The 23,982-nt window shown below is 32.1% G+C and carries 23 protein-coding genes; 7 read left to right on the top strand and 16 right to left on the bottom strand.

Annotated elements, in window-relative coordinates; translation table 11 throughout:
* Positions 1 to 13: 13 nt before the first annotated feature.
* From HM986_RS12355 to HM986_RS12335, 5 genes are all read left to right on the top strand, one after another.
* On the top strand, positions 14 to 979 hold the full coding sequence (locus HM986_RS12355; protein WP_179335399.1) for a KpsF/GutQ family sugar-phosphate isomerase: 966 nt from the start codon (positions 14 to 16) through the stop codon (positions 977 to 979).
* Positions 979 to 1,821 (top strand): twin-arginine translocase subunit TatC, encoded by an 843-nt coding sequence (tatC, locus tag HM986_RS12350; protein ID WP_179335398.1) that lies wholly within the window; start codon positions 979 to 981, stop codon positions 1,819 to 1,821. The genes HM986_RS12355 and tatC overlap by 1 nt, the downstream gene beginning before the upstream one ends.
* Positions 1,822 to 1,824: 3 nt before the next feature.
* On the top strand, positions 1,825 to 2,181 hold the full coding sequence (locus tag HM986_RS12345; RefSeq protein WP_179335397.1) for a carboxymuconolactone decarboxylase family protein: 357 nt from the start codon (positions 1,825 to 1,827) through the stop codon (positions 2,179 to 2,181).
* Between the two features lie 74 nt (positions 2,182 to 2,255).
* Positions 2,256 to 2,996 carry an LPS export ABC transporter ATP-binding protein gene (gene lptB, locus HM986_RS12340; RefSeq protein WP_179335396.1) on the top strand — a complete coding sequence of 247 codons (741 nt, stop codon included), beginning with the start codon at positions 2,256 to 2,258 and terminating at the stop codon, positions 2,994 to 2,996.
* 53 nt (positions 2,997 to 3,049) lie between these two features.
* Positions 3,050 to 4,021 (top strand): peptidase associated/transthyretin-like domain-containing protein, encoded by a 972-nt coding sequence (locus tag HM986_RS12335; RefSeq protein ID WP_179335395.1) that lies wholly within the window; start codon positions 3,050 to 3,052, stop codon positions 4,019 to 4,021.
* A 411-nt stretch (positions 4,022 to 4,432) separates the two neighbouring features.
* On the opposite strand, the gene HM986_RS12330 is transcribed toward HM986_RS12335, so the two are convergent.
* Both HM986_RS12330 and HM986_RS12325 read right to left on the bottom strand, forming a co-directional pair.
* Positions 4,433 to 5,314, bottom strand: coding sequence for a DUF808 domain-containing protein (locus tag HM986_RS12330; RefSeq protein ID WP_179335394.1), 882 nt, complete (start codon positions 5,312 to 5,314; stop codon positions 4,433 to 4,435).
* Between the two features lie 23 nt (positions 5,315 to 5,337).
* Entirely contained in the window at positions 5,338 to 6,093 is a 756-nt protein-coding gene (locus HM986_RS12325; protein WP_179335393.1) for a CDP-alcohol phosphatidyltransferase family protein, read from the bottom strand.
* Positions 6,094 to 6,238: 145 nt separating this feature from the next.
* Here HM986_RS12325 and HM986_RS12320 point away from each other — a divergent pair, with 145 nt between their 5' ends.
* Together HM986_RS12320 and HM986_RS12315 are read left to right on the top strand one after the other, a co-directional pair.
* The gene (locus HM986_RS12320) at positions 6,239 to 7,309 is read left to right on the top strand and encodes a putative type IX sorting system protein PorV2 (protein WP_179335392.1); all 1,071 of its coding nucleotides are present in this window, start codon (positions 6,239 to 6,241) and stop codon (positions 7,307 to 7,309) included.
* An 8-nt stretch (positions 7,310 to 7,317) separates the two neighbouring features.
* Complete coding sequence (locus HM986_RS12315; protein ID WP_179335391.1) at positions 7,318 to 8,487, top strand: lipoprotein N-acyltransferase Lnb domain-containing protein; 1,170 nt, start codon at positions 7,318 to 7,320, stop codon at positions 8,485 to 8,487.
* 274 nt (positions 8,488 to 8,761) lie between these two features.
* Here the strand turns inward: HM986_RS12315 and HM986_RS12310 are convergent, their stop codons facing one another.
* The 14 genes from HM986_RS12310 to HM986_RS12245 form a co-directional block, all read right to left on the bottom strand.
* Entirely contained in the window at positions 8,762 to 10,156 is a 1,395-nt protein-coding gene (locus HM986_RS12310) for an exopolysaccharide biosynthesis polyprenyl glycosylphosphotransferase (RefSeq protein ID WP_179335390.1), read from the bottom strand.
* A 56-nt stretch (positions 10,157 to 10,212) separates the two neighbouring features.
* Positions 10,213 to 11,220, bottom strand: a complete 1,008-nt coding sequence (locus HM986_RS12305) for a glycosyltransferase family 4 protein (protein WP_179335389.1) — start codon at positions 11,218 to 11,220, stop codon at positions 10,213 to 10,215.
* The gene (locus HM986_RS12300) at positions 11,171 to 12,535 is read right to left on the bottom strand and encodes an O-antigen ligase family protein (protein ID WP_246288500.1); all 1,365 of its coding nucleotides are present in this window, start codon (positions 12,533 to 12,535) and stop codon (positions 11,171 to 11,173) included. The genes HM986_RS12305 and HM986_RS12300 overlap by 50 nt, the downstream gene beginning before the upstream one ends.
* A 62-nt stretch (positions 12,536 to 12,597) precedes the next feature.
* Complete coding sequence (locus tag HM986_RS12295) at positions 12,598 to 13,404, bottom strand: transglutaminase domain-containing protein (protein WP_179335388.1); 807 nt, start codon at positions 13,402 to 13,404, stop codon at positions 12,598 to 12,600.
* Positions 13,405 to 13,527: 123 nt separating this feature from the next.
* Entirely contained in the window at positions 13,528 to 14,655 is a 1,128-nt protein-coding gene (locus HM986_RS12290; protein ID WP_179335387.1) for a glycosyltransferase, read from the bottom strand.
* Positions 14,652 to 15,755 (bottom strand): glycosyltransferase family 4 protein, encoded by a 1,104-nt coding sequence (locus tag HM986_RS12285; protein WP_179335386.1) that lies wholly within the window; start codon positions 15,753 to 15,755, stop codon positions 14,652 to 14,654. The genes HM986_RS12290 and HM986_RS12285 overlap by 4 nt, the downstream gene beginning before the upstream one ends.
* Positions 15,755 to 17,080: a glycosyltransferase family 2 protein gene (locus HM986_RS12280; protein ID WP_179335385.1), complete on the bottom strand. Its 1,326-nt coding sequence runs from the start codon at positions 17,078 to 17,080 to the stop codon at positions 15,755 to 15,757. Before HM986_RS12280 ends, HM986_RS12285 begins: the two co-directional genes overlap by 1 nt.
* Entirely contained in the window at positions 17,080 to 18,156 is a 1,077-nt protein-coding gene (locus HM986_RS12275; protein WP_179335384.1) for a glycosyltransferase family 4 protein, read from the bottom strand. Before HM986_RS12275 ends, HM986_RS12280 begins: the two co-directional genes overlap by 1 nt.
* A gap of 24 nt (positions 18,157 to 18,180) precedes the next feature.
* Positions 18,181 to 19,257, bottom strand: coding sequence for a glycosyltransferase family 4 protein (locus HM986_RS12270; RefSeq protein ID WP_179335383.1), 1,077 nt, complete (start codon positions 19,255 to 19,257; stop codon positions 18,181 to 18,183).
* Positions 19,258 to 19,268: 11 nt separating this feature from the next.
* Positions 19,269 to 19,877 carry a sulfotransferase family protein gene (locus HM986_RS12265; protein WP_179335382.1) on the bottom strand — a complete coding sequence of 203 codons (609 nt, stop codon included), beginning with the start codon at positions 19,875 to 19,877 and terminating at the stop codon, positions 19,269 to 19,271.
* A gap of 3 nt (positions 19,878 to 19,880) precedes the next feature.
* Complete coding sequence (locus HM986_RS12260) at positions 19,881 to 20,618, bottom strand: class I SAM-dependent methyltransferase (protein ID WP_179335381.1); 738 nt, start codon at positions 20,616 to 20,618, stop codon at positions 19,881 to 19,883.
* A 90-nt stretch (positions 20,619 to 20,708) separates the two neighbouring features.
* Positions 20,709 to 21,914 carry a glycosyltransferase family 4 protein gene (locus HM986_RS12255; protein ID WP_179335380.1) on the bottom strand — a complete coding sequence of 402 codons (1,206 nt, stop codon included), beginning with the start codon at positions 21,912 to 21,914 and terminating at the stop codon, positions 20,709 to 20,711.
* Position 21,915: 1 nt separating this feature from the next.
* Positions 21,916 to 23,079 carry a glycosyltransferase family 4 protein gene (locus HM986_RS12250; RefSeq protein ID WP_179335379.1) on the bottom strand — a complete coding sequence of 388 codons (1,164 nt, stop codon included), beginning with the start codon at positions 23,077 to 23,079 and terminating at the stop codon, positions 21,916 to 21,918.
* A gap of 16 nt (positions 23,080 to 23,095) precedes the next feature.
* Positions 23,096 to 23,932 (bottom strand): hypothetical protein, encoded by an 837-nt coding sequence (locus HM986_RS12245; protein WP_179335378.1) that lies wholly within the window; start codon positions 23,930 to 23,932, stop codon positions 23,096 to 23,098.
* Positions 23,933 to 23,982: the final 50 nt, after the last annotated feature.

The raw sequence follows: 23,982 nt of genomic DNA, 5'->3' as shown, positions 1-23,982 counted from the left end.
TAAATAATAAGTTTTGAACAGTAAGCAAACTATCTTAAAAACTGCAGAGTCTACCATAAAATTAGAAAGCAAAGCTATAGACCATTTGGCCGAATTATTAACAGAAGATTTTGCTGATGCAGTAGAATTAATCTATAATTCTAAGGGTCGTGTTATCATCACCGGAATCGGCAAAAGCGCTATTATAGCTAACAAAATCGTTGCTACATTAAATTCAACTGGGACTCCAGCGGTTTTTATGCACGCTGCAGATGCCATCCATGGAGACCTTGGATTAATTCTTCAAGACGACGTTGTAATTTGCATTTCAAAAAGTGGAAATACTCCTGAAATTAAAGTTTTAGTACCACTTATTAAGAATGCAAATAACAAAATGATTGCAATTACAGGTAACATAGACTCCTTTTTAGGGCAGCAAGCCGACTTTATTTTGAATGCTTTTGTTGCACAAGAAGCTTGTCCTAATAATTTAGCGCCAACTACAAGTACCACCGCACAACTTGTAATGGGAGATGCTTTAGCAGTTTGTTTATTAGAATTAAGAGGTTTTTCGAGTAAAGATTTCGCAAAATATCATCCGGGCGGCGCCCTTGGAAAGCGTTTATATTTAAGAGTAAATGATTTATCCTCTCAAAATCAAAAACCACAGGTTGGTCTCGAAGCGTCATTAAAAGAAGTTATCGTTGAAATTACTGAGAAAATGCTCGGAGTAACAGCCGTAGTTGAAAATGACGAAATTATAGGAATTATCACAGATGGAGATCTAAGGCGAATGCTGAGCAAAAGTGACGACCTTACAGCGTTAAGAGCTAAAGACATAATGAGCGATAACCCAAGACGAATTTTAGAAGATGCTATGGCAGTTGATGCTAAGGAAGTTATGGAGGAATTTGGTATTTCGCAATTATTAGTAGAGCATGACGGTAAGTATTCGGGAGTAGTTCATCTTCACGATTTAATAAAAGAAGGCATTATATAATGGCAAAAAAGAATGTAGATGAGATGTCTTTTTTAGATCATCTCGAAGAATTACGATGGCATTTAGTTAGGGCTGTAATTAGTATTATGGTTGCGGCCATCTTAGCTTTCATTTTTAAAGATTTCGTTGTTGGAATTATAATGGCTCCTAAGCATATGGATTTCCCAACATATGTTGCACTATGTGAAATGTCTAAATTCTTCGGAATGGACATGTCGTTCTGTGCCAGCGAATTACCCTTTGTGATTGAAGTAAGATCTGTTGGCGGTCAGTTTTCAGCACATATTTGGACCTCCATATACGCCGGATTGGTCATTGCCTTCCCATATGTATTATATCAATTATGGAGTTTTATTAGTCCTGGGTTGCAAACCAACGAACGCCGAAACTCTAGAGGATTTATAATCATTGCATCACTACTTTTCTTTTTAGGTGTTGCTTTTGGATATTATGTCATTACTCCTTTATCATTAAACTTTTTAACAAACTATACGTTTGCAGAAGAGGTTTCAAACGCTTTTGATTTAAGCTCCTATAATTCTATAGTGAGATCATCATCTTTAGCCGCAGGTTTTGTTTTTGAGTTACCTATACTTATCTATTTCTTAACCAAAATCGGATTGGTAACACCGCTACTCTTAAGAAAGTATAGAAAATATGCTTTAGTTATTGTACTGATTCTATCTGCTGTCATTACGCCACCAGATATTGCGAGTCAGGTTATTGTAGCCATTCCTATATTATTGCTGTACCAAATAAGTATTTATATTTCGGCTATAGTGGTTAGAAAACAAAAGCGAAGAGCCGCAAGAGAAATTAAAAAATCAAAAGTTAAGCCCTAAATTATGTCTGATATTGTAAAGGAATTCAATGATTATCGTGCTAAAATGAACGATAAAATATTGGCTGATAATAATAAAATAGTAAAGCGAATCTTTAATCTAGATACTAATGCCTTTCAAGAAGGGGCTCTAGATAAAAAAACTAAAGAGCTTTTAGGCTTGGTCGCTTCAACCGTTCTAAGATGTGACGATTGTGTAAAATACCACTTAGAAGCCTCTTATAATGAAGGTATCACCAAAGAAGAAATTAGTGAAGCCCTTGGTATTGCTACTTTAGTTGGAGGTACTATTGTGATTCCGCATTTACGACGTGCACACGAGTATTGGGATGCTATAGCGGAACACAACTCACAAGGTTAAACTTTTAATAAATGATTAGCGAAAGGGAATAAAATCTATATGATTTTGTTAATTTTAGCGTTCTTACACCATATATGAAGTTACGAGCAGAACATTTAATGAAGTCCTACAGTGGACGAAAGGTAGTAAAGGATGTCTCTTTAGAGGTAAATCAAGGAGAGATTGTTGGTTTATTAGGTCCTAATGGAGCTGGTAAAACCACATCTTTTTATATGATTGTTGGGATTATTAAACCTAATGGTGGTAATATCTTTTTAGATAACACTAATATTACCAAATATCCAATGTACAAACGTGCTCAAAATGGTATTGGATACTTAGCTCAAGAACCTTCCGTCTTTAGAAAATTAAGTATCGAAGACAATATTTTAAGCGTATTACAGCTTACTAAGCTTAGTAAGAAGGAACAGCTACATAAAATGGAATCGCTAATTGAAGAGTTTGGTTTAGGTCATATTAGAAAGAGCAGAGGTGATTTATTGTCTGGTGGAGAGCGTCGTAGAACTGAAATTGCCAGAGCATTGGCAACCGATCCCAACTTTATATTATTAGATGAACCTTTTGCTGGAGTTGACCCAGTGGCAGTTGAAGATATTCAGCGCATTGTTGCTAAACTGACTAAAAAAAATATAGGAATTCTTATTACCGATCATAACGTACAAGAAACACTAGCGATTACAGACCGAACTTATCTCATGTTTGAAGGAACTATTCTTAAAGCTGGTAAACCTGAAGAATTAGCGAGTGATGAAATGGTGCGTAAGGTTTATTTGGGACAGAATTTTGAGTTACGTAAGAAGAAATTAGAATTCTAAGGACTTATCGTAAGGATAACTTACAAGGCTCTTTAAACTTTTATCTATTATAAATGAACATCAAATATTTCATTTTAAGCCTCTGTATTTTTCTCAAACTTACTCCAATTATTGGGCAAAATGAAACTATCATTACCGTTAGCGATCAATTAACAGCGCTACCTATTTCTTATGTAAATATCTCCTTTGGAGATGAAGATGGTATTTATACAGATAAAAATGGGCAATTTAACTTAAGTCTCATCGTGTCTGATAGTATGCAACTCTCCGCATTGGGTTATGAAACAAAAATCGTTTATGTAGACTCCATAAAAGAGCAATTTATAGGTTTAAATCCTGTAGCAACACAATTAGAGGAAGTTGTTTTATCTGATAAGAAGCGAAAGTTTAAAACAGAAAAAACAAAATCTATTAACGATAAAGATTTCTTAAATTCTTACCGAAATCCTATCGGTGGTGAAATTGCGTGCTTAATTGAGAATGATTATAGTGATAAAGAGGTTCAGATGAAATCTGTCACCATCCCAAGCTATAATAAAACTATGGATTTTGCAGGCAAAAAGGAACAAGTGCTAAAGCGTCACCCATTTGCAACGTTATACAGAATTGTTTTTTACACCAATGAGAATGGATTACCTGGAAAAGAAATTACGATGGAACCAATTGTTATCCTCTTCAATGAAAAAACGGATAAATTAAACATAGATTTAGAACAGCATCAAATTTACTTACCTAAAAACGGGTTTTATCTATCGTTATTAAACTTAGGTCCAGCAGATACTGAAGGAAACCTCATTCCAACCTCACCATTTTATGAAAAGGAAACTAAGGAAGGTTTATATCAATTCCCAAAATACATTAAACCCTATTTCCCTGTAAATTACCGAAAAAGCAAACATAGCACCTATAGACGCTCTAGCTTTGAAGATGACAAGTCATGGACGTTATTCTATCTAAAAGAATCAAAAAAGGATATAATTAACAACATCACTTTAGGTACTGAATTAAAAGTATTTGAAGATTAAATAATATTACTTTTGATATTCGATTTCAGCTATATGAAACACGAGTGGATTCCTGCCTTTGCAAGAATTACAAAACATGAACCTTCAATAAATATCATAATTATCAAAACTAAAAACCAACCATTTACATTTCAACAATGCTATTACAGAAAACTGAATTAAAACATACTGTCTTCTTAGAAACCTATAATTCAGAAGAGCATTGTAATTCCTACAAAAGCAAAAATCCACAGACCATAAACAAAACTTTAGCGCCATGGTCATTCCTGTGAAGACGGGAATCCACTTATGACGTCAATATTTTAATCAAAAGAAAACGTGTTTTGATTATAATAGTATTACTTACACTTCATAATTTTAATAGCTTTGTCATTCCTGTGAAGGCAGGGATCCACTTACAACAAAACCCTTTTAATGCTTACCTTCTTTTTTAGGAAGTAATAACTTCACACCATTGACTAAAAGTAAACAAACAGCACCTGCTGCAAGTCCCACAATAAAATCTCTTAAAATCGAAGGGATTTGTTCTAAGAAATGATGCATAAATTCAATATTATGAACAAAAATACCACCAGCAACTAAAAGCAATGCGATAGTACCAATCACCGATAAGCTTCTAATGATTATAGGCAAAGCTTTCACCAAAAACGTTCCTAATCCAAATAAAAATCCGCTTTCACCATTGCTTTTGCTAATAAACTTTAAACCAAGGTCGTCCATTCGTACAATTAATGCCACAATACCATAAACACCTATCGTAGCTATTAATGCTACAATAGATACCACTATAATCTGCGTCACAATTGGCTCATTTACGACCGAACCTAAAGCTATAATTACAATTTCAACAGACAAAATAAAATCTGTAACAACAGCTGACTTTATTTTGGATTTTTCTAAATCTAATAATTCTTCTGTAGTTAAATCTTTTTTAAGATGAACCGTAACCTCTTTTGGATGCGGTACAAAAAATTCATAAATTTTTTCTGCTCCCTCATACGCTAAATACAAGCCTCCCAAAATTAATATCACTATAACCGCCCATGGAATAAATGCACTTAATAAAAAAGCTAATGGCAATATGATAATCTTATTAAGCATAGACCCCTTAGTAATTGCCCATAAAACGGGTATTTCCCTAGAGGATATAAAACCTGAAGCCTTTTCCGCATTAACGGCCAAATCATCACCTAAAATACCTGCTGTTTTCTTTGTCGTAATTTTAGTCATTGCAGCGACATCATCCATTATAGCTGCGATATCATCTAGTAGTGCAAAAAATCCTGAAGCCATTAATTATATTAAGTTTAGTGAAATTAAATTTTAGATTGGGTCAATAGAGAAAGAACAATGTATAAACCAATAACAAGTGGAATTGCCGCAAAATGCAGCACAATTAAAAGTACAATACTTAATAATAGAAAAATATAACGTACAGCATTATCCTTGAATCCCCAGTTTTTGAATTTCAGAGCAAATAACTTAATATTAGAATTTAAAAGATAGCAACTAAAAAGTGTTAAACCGATGAGAAACCATTTGTTAATTATTATAGAATTCATTAGATCATTATTCTGGTATTCTAGAATTAATGGTAATGATAATATTACTAAAGTATTAGCTGGCACTGGTAAGCCTTTAAAATAAGATTGTTGATCTTCATCTATATTAAATTTGGCTAAACGGTAAGCAGAAGCTAAAGTTATAAATAAACCAATTAAAGGTAAGACCGACATTTTGAAACCTTGCCAATGAAAAATAGAATTCCAGCTGTCCGTATAAGCAGAATAATCTGGCGCGTCAATAGTCAATGAAATAAGTTTAAACATTATTATACCTGGCACTACCCCACTAGTTACCAAATCAGCCAAAGAATCTAATTGAATACCTAACGGACTCTGCACATTTAGTTTGCGGGCTAAAAGACCATCAAAAAAGTCAAAAAACACTCCTAGAAATACGAATATAGCGGCAACAATAAAGTTACCATTTACTGCGAATATTACTGCAATACAACCCGAAAACAGGTTAAGAAGTGTAACAAAATTAGGAATGTGTCTTTTAAAACTCATAGATGTATTTTTTGTAAAAATATAAAAGAATTTGTCTCTAATCTCATATTATTTTCAATTTACATGAAAAGAAAACAATAAGAACAGACTTATAGAGTTAAATAGATAGAAAAATATTATGCATCTTTGTAAAAAAATTTTGCTGTTGAAAAGTTACTATGTAATTCTCTTAACACTTGCTACGCTTTCGGTTTCTGCGCAAACAACCAGAAAATATTCTAACGAGTTTATGAATATTGGTGTTGATGCTGCTGCTTTGGGCATGAGTAATGCTGTGGTGTCTCAAACTGACGATGTTAATTCTGGCTATTGGAATCCTGCAGGATTGGTGCATCTCGAAGATACTCAGCTCGCTTTAATGCACTCTAGTTATTTTGCTAATATTGCAAATTATAACTATATCGCTTACGGCATGCCTTTAGATGACAGAAGTGCTGTCGGCTTATCGCTTATAAGGTTTGGGGTAGATGACATCTTAGATACGACACAGTTAATAGATGATCAGGGCAATATTAATTACGATAGAATAAGCACTTTTTCTACGGCAGACTACGGATTAACATTTTCTTATGCGAGAAAACTTCCGTTAGATGGTTTAAATTTTGGTGTGAATGCTAAAATCATCCGAAGAATCATTGGCGATTTTGCATCGTCTTGGGGGTTCGGTTTTGATGCAGGTATTCAATTTGAAAGCAGAAATGACTGGAAATTTGGAATTATGGCCAGAGATATTACAACTACTTATAATGCCTGGTCTATTGACGAAGAAAAGTTTGAACAAATTAGCGGTGCTGTAGACGGAGAAAACCAAGAGCTACCTGAAACGACTGAAATTACCATTCCTAAATTACAAATCGGGATGTCTAAAAAGTGGGTATTCCACTACGATTATTCCTTGTTGGCAGCAGCAAATTTAAATATGCGCTTTGCTCAAAATAATGATATTATATCAACATCTTTTGCCAGTATTAATCCAGCCTTAGGCTTCGAATTTGGTTATACCAATTTGGTATTCTTAAGAGCTGGTGTCGGAAACTTTCAAAATGAATTACAAATTGATGATTCCGATCAACTCACATTACAACCCAACTTTGGAGTTGGTTTTAAATATAGAGGTATTCAAATCGATTATGCGTTTACAGATATTGGAGACCAAAGCGCGGCATTGTATTCAAATGTGTTCTCTTTAAAAATAGATTTTAGCGTCTTTAGATAGTTTTACTTATGAAATTAAAGTTACTCACGTTTATTTTTCTGTGTACCATTGCTACGACATTCGCTCAGCAATTTCAACTCTCTGAAAATGCAAAAATATCAGTAATAACAATAGGGCCTGGTGAATCTTTAAATGATGCTTTTGGTCATAATGGTTTTAGAATAAAAGATACTAACTTAGGAATAGATGTTGTTTACGGCTACGGTGAGTACGATTTTGATGCGCCTAATTTCTATTTAAAATTTGCACAAGGAAAATTAAACTACCTCATTAGCAGACATAACTTTGATCGTTTCTTGTATGCCTATACTAATGCGAATCGCACTATAGAAGAACAGGTTTTAAATCTTTCAAGGGAAGAAAAACAGAATGTATTCAATTACTTAGAAAACAATTATAAACCTGAAAACAGACGGTATTTATATGATTTCTTCTATGATAATTGTGCTACTCGAATTAGAGATGTTGCACAAACCACAACAAAAGGTACTATCAACTTTAATACCCCTGAAAATTTAGAGCCTAAAACATTTCGAGAACTTATACATGATCAGGTCGGTCTAAATACTTGGGGAAGTTTTGGTATTGATATTGCATTGGGCTCTGTTATTGACAGGAATGCTACAGCACGCGAGTATATGTTTTTACCAAAATACATTCATGCTTTTTTTGAAACTGCAAAGACAAGTGCCCCTGAAAGCTTAATTGCAAATTCAACCGTATTATATCAAAAAAAAGAGACAAATGCAGCATCGAGTTTTGTATTTAGTCCTTTGGTAGTAATTGGTCTATTAGCCATCCTTATTTTATTTATAACGTATAAAGATTATAAAAACAAGGTACGAAGTAAATGGCTAGATATTTTATTGTTTAGCGTTACAGGAACTATTGGTATTGTTATTTTATTATTATGGTTTGCCACTGACCATTCGGCTACGGCTCAAAATTATAATGTATTATGGGCATTCCCGCTTAACATTTTTGCAATCGCTCAGCTGTTTAAGCCAAAAGTTAAAACGTGGTTTAAAAAGTATTTAAAGTTCCTAATTATAATGCTTTGTTTACTAACGTCGCATTGGATTATCGGTGTACAAGTCTTTGCAATTGGTTTAATTCCATTACTCATTGCACTGTTAGTAAGATATATCTATTTGGTAAAATTCTTTAATCAGAATTAAGCTAAAACACCAGACCATTTCATTCAATAACGTGCGATCAATAACTCATGAGATTTGAACTATAGAATTAACCAAATCACTACTATTTGATCATCCGGTTTTAAGAATTTACAAAATAATTTGAAGTAATCAGAACATATAGTTTCCACATTGAGGAATAGACAGTAATTGAATGGTTGAAGTCAAGTCTTGTTTCTTAGTTCTTCAAACTTTTCACTTTACACTTCACACTATTCACTTTTCACTCTTCACTATTCACTCTGAACTCAAAAACCTACTGTCCTCTATAATACAGAATAGTACTAAGTGTTTTAATAAAAATATTAAAGTCTAAAAATATACTTCTATGTTTAATATAAAATAAATCATATTGAAGTTTAGTGAGGCTATCATCTACAGATGAACCATACCGTGTTTTAACTTGAGCCCACCCCGTTAAACCAGGATTTATGATATGACGTGTTTCATAAAACGGAATAATACGCGATAATTCACTTACAAAGAAAGGACGCTCTGGTCGTGGTCCAATAATACTCATGTCGCCTTTTAGAACATTATAAAATTGTGGGATTTCATCCATACGAGAACGTCTTAAAAACATCCCAAATGCTGTAATTCGTGTATCATTTTTTTGTGCCCACTTTACTCCATCAGCTTCTGCGTTAACAACCATGGTTCTCAACTTAAGAATATTAAACAATTTACTGTTTTTCCCAACACGTTCTTGGGTATAAAACAAGGGCCCTTTATTCCCTATAAAATTTCCTAATAAAATAAAAGGCACTAAAAACACACCTAAGACCAAACCTATAGTAGCAAAAACAATATCAAAAGCACGCTGTACAAATATGTAAAGTTGATTCTCGTTACTTCGGCTAAAAGGAAAATACTTGTAGAAATCTTTACCTACTAATTGAATCGGAACCTTATGCAACAGTTCCTCATAAACTTGGGTATAATCTCTAATTTTAAACCCACGCTCGAGCAGCGAAATTAAATCATGATACACTTCTGCCATTATCGCTTCTGAGTTAAAACTAGCGACTAGAACTTCAGAAATATTTTCTTTTTTAATGATTTCTAAAAAGTCCTTAGCCTCAAATTCTGGAATCCCATTATATTTTACAGATTCTAAAGATGACGCTTCACTATTAATAAAACCAACTATTTTATAATTGGGATCGGACGTGTTTAAAGCTTTAACTAAACCATCAATATTAGAAATTTCACCAACTAAGAGCACACGCTTATAAAACCGTGGAGATTCTATTAAGTTAATGTAAAAGATTCGCCATAACAGTATTGAAAAAATAATGGCCAAATAGAGATACACTATTTGCAAACGTTCATTAGGTAATAAGGGAGATAAAATTGGTGTAAGCAAATAAAACAATACAACTGTAGAAGCCGTTATAACTATATTTTTAAAAGTACTATCGAATCGGCTAGCCTTTTGAAGATCGTACAACTCAAAGATGGTTCCAAAGAGCGTAACATAAACGCCTAATAAAATTATGGCTACGCTATTCTCAGTGTTAACTTCGACATATTCAAAATCAAAAAAAAGGCTTAAGACATAGACACCAATAAACACCATCAGTAAATCTATAATTCTGAGGAGAATTTTGCGCTCGGAAATTTCGAAATGAATGCCTTTTTTATTCGTCATTATAAGTGTAAACGGTCGTGTAAATATAAGAAGTTCAAGGGATTTTTAGCAATAACTTATGACAAAAGAGATTTCCATAAGGGTTTCACGGAAACCCAGTCAAATTGTTCACTTTTCTTACGAGCGTTAGCAATAAGTTTCATTCTAAGATTTGGATCTGATTGAAGCTTAATAATCGCATTTGCCATAGTACTTACATCTTTAAGCGGTACTAAAAGTCCATCCTCCGTATGAGAGATTAAAAAAGGTAAACCTCCCACATTAGTTGAAACTATAGGTAAACCTAATGCCATGGCTTCTATGACACTTATTGGTGTATTATCTACATTTGTAGTGTTAATAAATATATTGTAGTCATCTGATAGTGCAATCCATTCTGATTTGGTTAGCTTACCTGTAAATTTAACATCCAAGTTGAGTTCTAAAGCTAATTCCTTTACTGCTTTTAAAGTACCATCAGAATCAGGACCAACCATACACAAGGTAGCATTTGGATAGCTTTTTTTTAATTTATTAAATACCTGAATTGCCAATTTAGGGTTATAAATTTCTGAAAATGAACGCACCCATAGCAATCTAGGAGTATCATAAGTTTTGTTCTTAAAAGGATAATTTTCAATTTCAATACTGTTCGGAATATGAATAGCGTTATAGCCGTGCTGCTCAAATACCTCCTTCAAAAATGGGGATGGGGACACATTACATTTAGCATACTTAAAAAGAGAGGTACTTAATTTAGGACTCTTTTTTAAACGAGATGCGAGATTACCTCCATGCAAAATAGGAATATAAGGCAGTTTTAAAACGCGACACAACTGACTCACTAAAAGTGCATAATAAAAATTTTGAGTGCTATACGTATCAATGAGTACAAAATCAATGTTCTTCTGCAATCTTAAAACACTCCAAAGCATATCCAATAGTCTAAATAGCTTATTAGACTGACTTGACGCATAATACACACTAAATCCATCCCCCTCAAGCAAAGCACCAAGGGTATGAATTCCAGAAATATTAGACCGCTTGTTCTTTAAGTTGTTTCCTATGTATAGGACGTTTATCATGTTTTACATTTAATAAGGCTAAACCGTAAATAAAAGCAGGCATGGCGATACGCATAGACATATGATTTATGGTTAAAAACCAAAAAGCTAAAAAAGCGTAAAAATAATAATTACTTCTGTTTCTTGATCTCATTTCTAAAGGCTTAAACATTAAAATCAAAAGAATAATCACCCCAAGCATACCGTGTTCAGCTAAAGTACGACTGAACTCACTATGCGAGGTTACTCCTTGCCCTTCCTGTTCTATACGTTGATCTTTGGCCCGACTAGAACCAATTCCAAAAAAAGGACTATCTATGAAACCTTGTAATTCATGCTCAAATAACTCAGCTCTTCCTGTTGATAAACTTGCTTTTTCTCTCCCTAAATGATCCTTATTAGAATAGCGTAAACTCACTAATCCACCTGATTGATTAATACTAACAACCCAAGTAAATACTAAACTTAAACAAAATAAGCCAAACATAATAATTAACTCATTTCGTTTTTTCACACGAGACTGCCTGTAGTAATAGAACAAAAACACTAAGGTAGCCATTAATGCTGCTATAACACCACCTCTACTCATGGTAGTAACAGCTCTAAAAGCAATTAAACCTAGAATAGTAGCATTTAAAACTTTTAAACCAAAGGTAGGTGACTTTGTAAAAAAACGTATAGCCATTAAAAACATACCTAAACCTAAAGCTGCAGATACTTGATTTGCTCCCCAACCACCTGATGCAGATCGATTAGATGCAGTGCTTGACAATATTTCTTTTAAATCTGGAACGTACAAATAGATATATGCCGTATGAGCTATAATAGGCAATACCATAAAAAGAAGTATCTGAGACAACTGACTATTAGTTACACGTTTGTCGTAACAAAATAATGCAATTAAACCTAAACAAACAGGACCGCTTAATACAAAAGCTATATTTGTTCTAAAATTAGCATCAAAACTCAATGTGGTAGAAGCTACAAATATTGAAGGAATGAGAAACAGCAGATATATAAAATAAGGATAACCTTTACCTGAGAGTCCTTTATAGAAAATCCCCAGCAACGCAAAAAGTATTACTAAATATTTCCCTGCCTCATAGGAAATGGCACCTCTTGTAGTTCTAAAAAACACCTCAGCACCAACAAAATAAGCACATGCTTTTAATACTTCATAAGTTCTTTTATCATCAGCTATAGTTATGATACGGTAGATAAAATAAACAACTGCCGCAAAAAAATATAACTTCGAAATGCTTTCATTAAGATAAATCAAAATACCTAGAGCGGCATGAAAACCAACAGCGCTGATATAAGTAATATTGGTTTTCAATTTATGCAGTCAGGGTTTAAAATGAAAGAAGTCGTGTAAATAATTATCGATTAACCTCAGAGTTAAGAAAAAATAATTTTATAATTATCTAATGGAAAGCGGTAATGATAACTCTTTCTTAAAACATACAAAACAAAGTGTGTTATAAAAACAGGAATATAAGGACGTGTATATTTTAAAAACACATCGTATGTTTTATTATTATAATTACAAATTAAAAAAGGAACCGTATCTTTATTTAAATAATTTCTATAAACACTATCTTCTTCTAGTGGTTTATTCTCATTAAACGATTTATAGTGAACTGTTTTCTTATTGCGAGATAACTGAAACAATTCAATAACAGATAATGGTACTTTATCTTCATTAAAAAAAGTCAAACCATTATAAACATCAATAAGCACCCATTTATTTAATTCCTTACTAAATACCTCATTAAAAGAATGGCCACCATACTCTGTGTTAAAAGGTGCTCTTGTAGTTCCCCATTCTCTGACTTTGATTGAATTAATCACACAAAAATTATTAAAAATCTGTGCCATATCACTACAAACACCTCCTTTTCCATCTAGCATAATACGTAACGCTTTTTCTGAAGGCTCACTTAATCCTGGCCCACCTTTAATATTATTCTGTAGCCAAATACTCAGTTTTTTAATTAAACTTAAATCAGACTCTGGTGTAGAATCTTTAAAAACTGATTTATTGATTTCTTTATAATAAGCAGGGATATCCTTCTTTCTGTTAGTTTTATTATACGTACAATCACTTACATCACTAATTTCTACATTTTTAGAAAGTAACTTAAAGCGGGTAATATATAAGATTGGGTGACGTTTAAAAACCCAAAACAGTTTTTTCAAGATCATTTAGAATAGCTCATTTTTTAACATCGGCTAAATGTAATTATTTTTTTTTTACTAGGCATAATAAATCAATTTTTAACCAAAATAAAGTCAGCATCTTACACCATTAACTGCTAATTTCAAATCTCACAATAAATCTATTTTAATCCGCTGATTATAATACGAATATGTGAATTTTGAAATAGTTGTTTTTTTTGAATCTATCATAGTAGAATATGTTGATTCTGATAGTCCTAATAGTTTTTCAATTTTGGTTAATAAACCTTCTTTTGTAATTGAAGGCAGTAAAAATCCGTTTTGATTATCAACAACATAATTAGAAATCGAAGACACATCAGAAACAATAGGTAAACAACCATAATTCATAGCTTCAGCTATTACTTTTGGAAAACCTTCAGATGCAGATGGTAAAATAATAGCATGAGAAATCTGATAAATTTGATGAACATCTTTACGAGATAAATAGCCATGAAAGATAAAGTTCAAAGCACTATCTAATGTTTGCGCTTTATAATAATCAACTAATTCTCCATCTCCTACTAGATGAATAGCTCCTATACACGCTTGTTCTTTAGGTGAAAGTGATTTAAATGCATTTATAAATAAACCTAATCCTTTAGCCTCTTCTAATCTCCCAACGAAACAAAAATTAATCGCTTCTTTGTTTAATTTTTTATTTTGAGTAATAAATTGTCCATGTATTATCTCTTGCTCTGTTAAACATGGGTTTTCAAATGTAAGACAGTGTTTTTTCTGATTTTCCCACCTCCCATTTATAGTAACATTTCTATTCTGTTGTTTTAGTAAATAACGTTGAAAGCTATAGGCCATCGGTGCATTCTCCTGTTTCCAATTTCCAGCATATTTAAACCATCCTTTTTTTGAACTTAAAAAAACTAAATAAGGAACAACAAAAACTCCAATTCCTGTTGGTGCCCTAAACTGAAAATAATCTGATTTATTTAAAGCTTTTTGAATCGTTCTCAATATTTGAGGCGTTTTCCATATTATAGCAAGTTTATCTAATGTCTTTGTTCCGCCAACAGCTGGTAAAGGAACAAAAGTTATAGTGTTAGACGTGTAAGCTAATGCACTTGATGGCGCAGGAATATCATGCAACATAGCCACATGAATAATTGAATCGAAAACCTCTACCAAATTATTAACCTCAGTAACAGTAGATCCTAATCCTACAATAGTACCATCTGCTTTTTTGTAATGCTCTGTATGAGATATAATAGTTAATGTGCTCATGTTAACAAAGCTATATATTTTTTAATAATGGTGGTCCAATTATGCTCTAAAGCCCATTTTTTTGATGCTTCACAAAAGGTTTCTTTTGATTTTAGTATGCTATCAATAGCGTTTATAAATTGACGAGTATCACCCGAATCTACCAAAATACCCGAAACATTAGGTTTAATTGCATCTTCAATACCACAATTTTTAGATCCAATAGCTGGTACACCTAATGCATTAGCCTCAAGAATTGCAATACCAAATCCTTCAACATCTCCGGTTTTACTTTCACTACTCAACATTACAAAAATAGTAGTACTACTTAAGGTCTGTTTTAATTGTTCATCGTCTAAAGCTCCATGAAATGTTATATGTGAATTTACACCTAAATCTATTGCTACTTGAGTAAAATAATCTGCCTCAGTTGGAATACCTACACAATGGTAATGTAGGTCAGGATAATATTTTAGTAATTCTGGTAAATGTTTTATAACATTGAGTTGCCCTTTTCTTGAACTTACACGACCAACTGTTGTTAGTACAGGATTACCTTTTAAGACTACTGAAGTCTTCTTATCAGAATTCCATTCGTTTACACGTATACCGTTTGGAATCACCTCAACGTCTTTATTTAAATATGATATTAAACTTTTAGTATAATTAGAAACAGCAACTATATTATCCATTTTATTTAAAGAATAATCTATCGATTTTTTCAAAATAAAAGTCTTAAAGTTAACTTCTGTTCCGTGAACAACAGCTATTGTTTTTGCTTTTTTAAATCTGCTTATAAAAGCCACATTCCATAGCGAGAATTTACCAGTTGCAATAACATGCGATGTCTTTGAAAAATATTTATAGGTCACAGCAATTCTATTTAAATACATTTTAAACCGATGCTTGTGGCGCTTTATTCGTATCACTTTAAAAGGTAATGCTTTGTCAAAAACAATTTCTTCTTCACCTATAATTGATCGTTGATCTGCAATAACGGTAATTGAATAATTGTTTTTAGATAATTCCAAGGCTAATTGATAAGCATGATTACCTATTCCACCTGGTTGGGGTGGGAATTCTGAAGTAACAATTAATAACTGCTTGTTCTGTAAATGCATTATAAAGTTTCTATTAAAGGCCCTTTATTTATTTTCTGACTCGCTAAACTCCAAGATTTAAATACCTGATAAAATACTATAGGAAGAATAAGCAGTGTTAGAAAAGCCCCCAATATCAATAAAGGTTTATTTTTTTTAAATTGATAGGGAAATATGGATAATGGCACCATTCGCAAGAGAGCTATTCTTGCCGCTTTTTTTCCAAAATACCGTCTAAAATAATATAATACACTAGGTATTGGTCTAGGAGCAAAAAAGTTAGAGGGTCTAAAAGCATCCCAACTTCCCATTTCGCGTAAACCACCTGTCCCTGCTTTTACATCAATGCAAGATGCTACTGGGTTAGATACACTTTTTATACCATCGAGATAAACGCGCATACCAAACTCACCATCTCCCATACGTTGTTTTTCAAATTGCCGATCGAATAAGCCTACGCTTTCAAAAACACTTTTATAAAGCATAGCATTTCCTGTTGCAAACTGAGACGCTACTGCAAAAAAAGATCTGTCTTTAGGTATATGTTGTCCTTGTGGATAAAAAACACCTGCTGAGACTTGTGCATCAAAAAAAACCAAACACTTTAAATGAGAACTAATCCAATTAGAAGCAATACGAACATCGTCTTCAGAAAGAGCAATTAAATCGCCTGTTGCGTGTTTAACAGCTGTATTACGCGCTAACCAAAGTGCTTTCTCTTCTTGTCTTATAAGATTAATATCTAAATTATAATTCTTATAAAATTCTGAATTAAAAGGTTCGGATTGATCTACAACTATAACTTCAAAATTAGAATAATCTTGTGTTTCTAAATCCTTTAAAACATCGTGTAAATAGGTGTATCTATTCAATGTAGGAATAACAACACTAACTTTAGGACTTTCTTTTAGTAATGACGAATTAAAAGCATCCCAATCTTTGTAAAAAATAGGGCTAGTACCAACAGAGACTCTATTAATAGATCTCGTTTTTACCCAAGCTCGTATTTCCCTGAATGGGTTATGACATGAAAAAACTCTTAATAATAATACATAAAAAACCCAAGCTGAATTAAAATACTTTCGGATAAAATGGTAATTATCCTCAACACTAAAGGTTTCAAAACGAGTATACGTAGGTGCATTTCCAACATAACCATTTTGAATAGCTTGCCAAGACAAATCATAGTCTGCTGCTAGTTTAGATGAGTAATTAGTATCTCTACTTAATTCCGACAAGACAAATTCTGGTAAATCTTTAACATTCGGAAAAACAGAACCATTTGCTTTTGTTAATCGTTGAAAATAATGCGTAGGTTGTAAGTATTTTAAAAAGGAGAATAGCATTAAACTTTTTTTATAATTTTAAGTATTTTTTTAAAAATAACGTCTTTATTAAAAGTACTTGTATAAAGGTGATTAAAATAATCACTTTGCACTCCTCTATTCTCTAAATAATTCTGTAAACTACATATTAAATCAGTTACCGAGTTGGGATCAAAAGTAAAGTTTTTTAATGGAAACTGCTTTTGATCAATAAAGTCGAGAGCTCCAAACTTCGAAGATACAATAACTGGTGATCCTAAAGCTATAGCTTCAATAAAAACCAAGCCAAAAGCTTCATTAAAACTTGGTAAAACAACCACATTCATACTTTTGTAAAAAGCAATCATTTCTGTTACAGATAAATCACCTAAAAACACAACGCTATCGTTCATGTCTAGTTGATTGACCAATAACTTTAAAGATTCTTTATAAGCACCATCTCCTGCAAGATACAATTGTATGGAGGTTTTGTTTTCTGCCTTTAATTTATTTACAGCTTCTATAACAGTTTGGTGGTTTTTATCAGAAACTAAACGGCCAGGACAACCTATTTTAAAAACATTCTCCTTATCTAATCGACTTAAGGTTTTAGAACAAGGTTCGTAATTATTAATATTTGTCCAAAAAGGTATGGAGTTTGTTCGCTCTCTTGGTACTTTATATACCGTATGCATCTCATTTTGTAATTGCCTAGAATTGGCCAAGACTATTTGAGCCATATTTAAATATAAAGTCTTATTCAAAACTTTAATAACACTAGGTTTTGTATGTCCATAAGCAGAATGAAACCAAGCGATATTATGCTCAACACCTAACAACCTACCAGCCAAAACTGCAGGATTTATATAACTAAAATTAGAAATAACCACATTAGGTTTTTCTTTTTTAATAAGCTTAAAGATTTTATAATAATTATTAAAATACCCTTCATTTTTATCAATACAAACTGAGACCCCGTTTTGAATAAAAGATTTCTTATTATGTTTTAAACAGAAATTAAGAACTTCACAACCTTCCTCATAAAGTTTTTCAGATAGTTCTTGAAAAAAATTAGAGAGTAAGCCTTTATTATGTGAGTATAGGATTATAATTTTCAAACTAATCTCTTCAATTTTTAATAATTATTTTATTTCAATGCTTTCAAGAAACATTTTAAAAATCATATTTTTATTAAAATTATCTTGATATAATTTTTTAAAATACATTTTTGGTAATCCCTTTTTTTCTAAATAGGGAATTAATTTTTCTTTAAGATCTTTTACGGAATTAGGATTAAAAGTCACATTAGAAAACGTTTCGTTTTTATTCTTTATAAAAGATAAGGCTCCAAACTGCGAAGACACGACAACTGGTGTACCCAAAGAAATTGCTTCTATGAAAACCAATCCAAATGCCTCATGTAAACTTGGCAATACAACCACATCCATTTGATTATAAAAAGTTAACATCTCATTTGCAGATAATTGCCCTAAAAATGTAACCTGATCTATTAAGTCTAAGTATTGAACTTTCTTTTTCAACTTAGAAAGTGCATTTCCAACTCCTGCAATGTAAAGATGAAAATCATAATTATTTTCACTTTTTAATTGAGAAATTGTTTCTATTATTATATGTTGGTTTTTATCATCAGTTATCCGACCTGGGCAACCAATTTTAATAATCTGAGAAACAGTTTTAAATTTTAATTCAGATGGCATCAACTTTTGCTCGGAAATATTACTCCAAAAAGGTATAGCTTGTGTCTTTTGCTTCTGAACACCATAAAGCTCATGTAATTCTGTCTTTGTTAGAAACGAATTAGCAATAACTTTATTTGCTAATTTCAAAAATTGTTTTTTTATAAAAATTTGAGTTTTACTCGATTCTAACTGTTCATTTAATGAGTGAAACCATACCAAATTCTTTTTTACTCCAAACAGCTTACCAAATAACAATGCGGGATTAGCATAACTGAAATTAGAGAGAACAACATCTGGTTTTTCCTTTTTAATAATCTGATACACATTGCGATAATTCACCAAATAGCCTTGCTTTCTTTTTATAATGACTCTTACACCATCTTTCTCTCGCTCACTTACAGAACCTTTCCAAGAAAAACTAACAACATTATGCTCTCTCTGAACAAGCTTTGCAGATAGTTCATGAAAAAAACTAGAAAGATACCCTTTATTGTAAGTATGAAACACTAGAAATTTCAATAGTTTATGTTTTAATAATTCTTCTTGTAATTCCAATACATAGAACGCAAATCTCTATATAATTTATAGTTCGGTAATTTTCTTTTTTTATTATTTCTAGCATGAGGAAAGTCCGCTTGTGGAATATCTTCTAAATCTAAAAAAATTCCTAAAGCTTGATAATTAAAATTCTTACCCATTTCCATTATTAAGAAATTAGGCTTCTGTTCAAAAAATTCTATAATATCCTTATTATAATGATTATACAATTCAATATAGCGATCCTCATACCCTTCTGCACAAGGCACCCCATAAATTTTCTTATGTAATGGTACCCTTATACTAGCAAAATATGTAATAACACTTCTAATCCACTTATCTGTAGGTCGAATTGTTAATATAAACTTAGCTTCCGGATAAATCTCATAAAGTTCCTTATAAAATATTGGCCAAGGCATGTCTTGAACAGCATCCCAAGTTTTTAAAGTTTTTTTAATATAGGTTTTAAGTTCATCACTATCTGTAAATTTCATCAAGTTTTTATCACCACCATAAACATGATAACCTAAATGCTCCAAAGCATACTCTAAGGACGTCGTTCCTGTTTTTTGAAATCCAATGACAAATACTTTTTGTTTCATTATTTAATTATATCCTATTGCAATTAAATGGGCAGTTTCTTGTGATGTCTCTTCTAAGCCTTTAGATTGAACACGATTAATAATATTAGAACTTATAGACTTTACTACACTAAAAGGATTACCACTTTTATAACTCTTTAAACCGTTTACTCTGTGTTTTCCTGTCTTTACAGCATAGTGAACATCAACGTTATCAAAATATTTTTCTAATAAGGTTTTTAATTCTAATCTTGTATAATGTCTTACATGATCTGGATTTTTCCCAGGACCTTCATTTTTTATAAAATCCCCATTTGGTGTTGTAAAATAAGCCCAACCTCCTTTGCCAACAACTTTGGCTATATTTTTTATAAAAACATCATCTGCCTCCACATGCTCTATAACTTCTATACAAACTACTGCATCGTAGGATGCATCAGGTAACGTAGATTTCGTCATATCTTCAATGACAACGTCTTTTATATTACTTCGTTTTTTTTGAATTGTTTTTAGGATTTCTGATGTAAATCCTAAATTTAAAGCTTCTTTAGTCCCTTCTTCTTGAGGCACATCTAACAAAGTCACATACATTGGTAATTTGATGGTATAAGGAGATTTACGACCACCTACATCTAAAACGGAAGGTATGGTATTTCCTTTTTTATGCTGTTTTAATAGTTGTTTAATATCCTTTCTAACGGTTACTAAATGCGTTGTCATCACAGGAAATGTTAACCAACGCAAAAATTCATAATTTGTCATAATTACCTTATAGAGTATGTTGTGCTATAGCTTTCAGCTACAATAATAAAGATAAAGAATGAAAAAAGCATTGGGTTTTTATAAAAGGGGTCATTTTCTCTTATTTTCATAGAAATTTATAAACGCTTGATTTTGCTGCTCTAGATTAAAGATACTTTTTACCCGATATTTTGCTGTTGTAATAATCTTCTCTTTTTCATCAATACTTAAATGGTGTACATCATTTATTTTTTGGGCCAAAACTTTTGGCTGTCGTTTAGGAACTACCCAACCTGTCTTACCATCTAAAACATTCTCTGCCAAACCTTCAGCATCAGACACAATACATAACAATCCCATAGATTGGGCTTCTAGTACGGCGTTACAAAACCCTTCTTGTATACTGTATTGTAAATAAATCGACGCGTTTTCTAATGTTTTTCGTACTTGATCGTGAGGTAATTTCCCTGCAAAAGTTATATCATCTAGAATACCTAGTTGGTAGGCTGCAAATACTAAGCGCTCTCGCTCAATACCGTCTCCAATAATAGTATAATGAAAGTTAACTCCTTGTTCCTTTAAACAAGCTAAAGCTTCAAAGGTATATTCTAATCCTTTTTTCCAATGTAATCTCGCCACCGTTATTAATTCTAACGTATCAGTAAAAACCCTTTTCTTATGAAAAATGAAGAATTCTGTATCTATAGCAGGTGTAATAATATGAATGTGTTCTGAAGCAATATTGTAACCTCTTAAATCGTGTTTCATTTCTTGAGACAGAACATGATAATCAATAGTTTTTTCAAATAAAATATCATAACAGTTGGGATGCTTTAAAGGAGATAAATACAGATCAAAACCTCTAAAACTAACAGCCATTTTTGCCCCCATTGCTGCTGCTACATTTTCTCTATTAACGGCAAGCATACCAAAACCAAAATGCAACCAATCTACATGGTGACCTAGAAAAAAATGATTAAGAATAAGATTTCTAATATTTTCTTTGAAAGGTAGTCCATCCTTTTTATTTAATTGATATAAACGATACGCCCTTTTAGGATGTATAAAAAACAATTTCAATACGGCAAAAAAGCTATACCAAATGGCAGATAGAATACTTGCACCAAAAGGAGGAGCACTTACTACTTTACACGAAAACGAGGCATCATCTGCCCTTAAATAATCTACAAACAAAATGACTCGAAAACCATGAGCTTGTAAACCTTTTATTTTATTTCTAAAAAAGGTTTCCGAATAGCCGGGTACAGAAGACAAAACAATGCCAATCGTTTGAATATGTGATCTTGTTTTGGCCATATTATAGAGTTTGATATAAAGCCAACATTTGACTTACCATTTCCTCTTCACTATGCTGAGATGTAATAGTATCTAATGCGTTATTTAATAGACTGGTCTTTGCCTTTTCTTCAATTATCATGATGTCTATAATTTTTTTCGCAATAGCATCAGAATCACGAATAGGAACAATAAAACCACTGTATCCGTCTTGAATCACCTCTTGCATGCCGCCACAATCTGTAGTTAGTACTAATGTTCTATTCTGCATGGCCTCTAATACAACATTGGCAATACCTTCTTCTATACTTGGTAATAAAAGTAAATCTGCATCAACCATTAATTCTTGGACTTTGGCATAAGGCAATGTATCTAATAACGTGACTTCATTTTCTAACTTCAAATCATGTACTTGATAAGAAAACTCAATGTGGTTTGCACCACCAATAATTGTATAATGAAATTTAAAACCCTGACTTTCAAGTGTTTTTAAAGCATCTATAGCATATGTATAACCTTTTTTCCAATGCGGTCTACCTATAGAAATAATTTGGAAAACAGGATTCTCCTTAGGTAATTTCACACTCATTTGGTCTGGTCGCAAACCACTATAAACTACCTGAATTTTTTCTCTTGATGCATTATATTTTTCAGCTTCTAAACCAATCGCTATAGACACAGCATGAAAAGCATCTACCCTTGGGAAATTTTCTTTATACATTGCAGCTAAAGTAGCATCTGCAATAGGTGAGTAATTAATATGAGCGCCTCGCAAGCTTAGTACTAATTTAATACCAAAGGCTTTAACCCAAACCCAGTCCGCTAGTCCTTTTGCCCATTGCACATGAAAGATGTCTGGTTTATGCCATAATATAGGATAACATTTTACCTTATCTAATAAGAGGTTTTTAGATTGTTTTTTTAAAATAGCATCTAGTTTTCTTTTGTCTTTACCTTTAAAGAGTAACAACAATAAACTGTATTTTATTAAAAATAAAGTTTTACTAATTTTTGTGTTTTTATACGCAAAAACAGAAACAGATTTAGAATAAGATATTTTTTTCTTAGTAAACCCAAAAAGATAAATCTCACAATCTTTACGAGACAATCCTATAATAAGCCGTTCTATAAACGTAGTGCTAGGTATATCACCTGAGTAAATTGCTATTTTTAATTGATCTTTCATTACCTAAATATTGCTATTACTTCCATAAACTCTTCAAATTTCTAGCAAAAGATTCACTAGCAACTTGTCTCCCGTTAGTATTAACGTGTATAACGTCATAAAAAAGAGTATTATTCGTCAACAAATCACTATGGTTAATTATGGTATAATTTGCAGACTCAGCAATGACTTGACGTCCTTTAATTGGTGAGAAATAACAAATTAACTGTATCTTATTCTTTACACATAAGTCGTTTATTTTTTTTACAAATTTATTTTCAAAAAATACAGGCAATGCTTTAAATGTTGTAATAGCAATATCTTCATTGTTTTTTAAAGGATATGTATAATTGCCTTTAGCATCAAATCTATTTCTCTTTTCAGGCTGAAAAAACGAGAATATAGAGGGATAAAAAAGTTCCGTGTTAAAATAAGAAACACCTAAAACAGGAAACCATTTAGAATATGAAAGCAACTGTGCTGGTTGGCTAGAAAAGGATGAGTAATATCGATGTATATAGTCTACAGAAGCGTATGGCAAAAAACGATAATCGTTATCACTTATATCTTTATTTTTAGCATCAAAACTAACAGCGCTCGGTGCTAAAACACAATACTTTGTTTTTTTTCCTTGTGCTAAAAAGTGTTGTAACATTAAGTATTGGCTAGATAAAGCGGTATTATCCATAGATAAATTAATACCATCAATATCCAAAACAGAATCTATAACCTGAGTATTAAGCGTTGTTAATCCTGTACTAGATCCTAATATGATATAATCAAACTCTTTGTCTTGAACAGAATTAACTAAAAAAGAAGGTTTATAAAATGACGATTGCCGTAAAGACCATAAACTTCCTACTGCTACACACATCGAAATGCTAAAAAAAAGCAGTAACACAAATCCTATTCTTTTTAAAAACA

Origin of the sequence: Winogradskyella costae (assembly GCF_013403865.1) — a bacterium.
Classification (GTDB): Bacteria; Bacteroidota; Bacteroidia; order Flavobacteriales; family Flavobacteriaceae; genus Winogradskyella; species Winogradskyella costae.
Note: the sequence above shows the minus strand (reverse complement) of the source record. Positions and strands in the feature narration are given on the sequence as shown.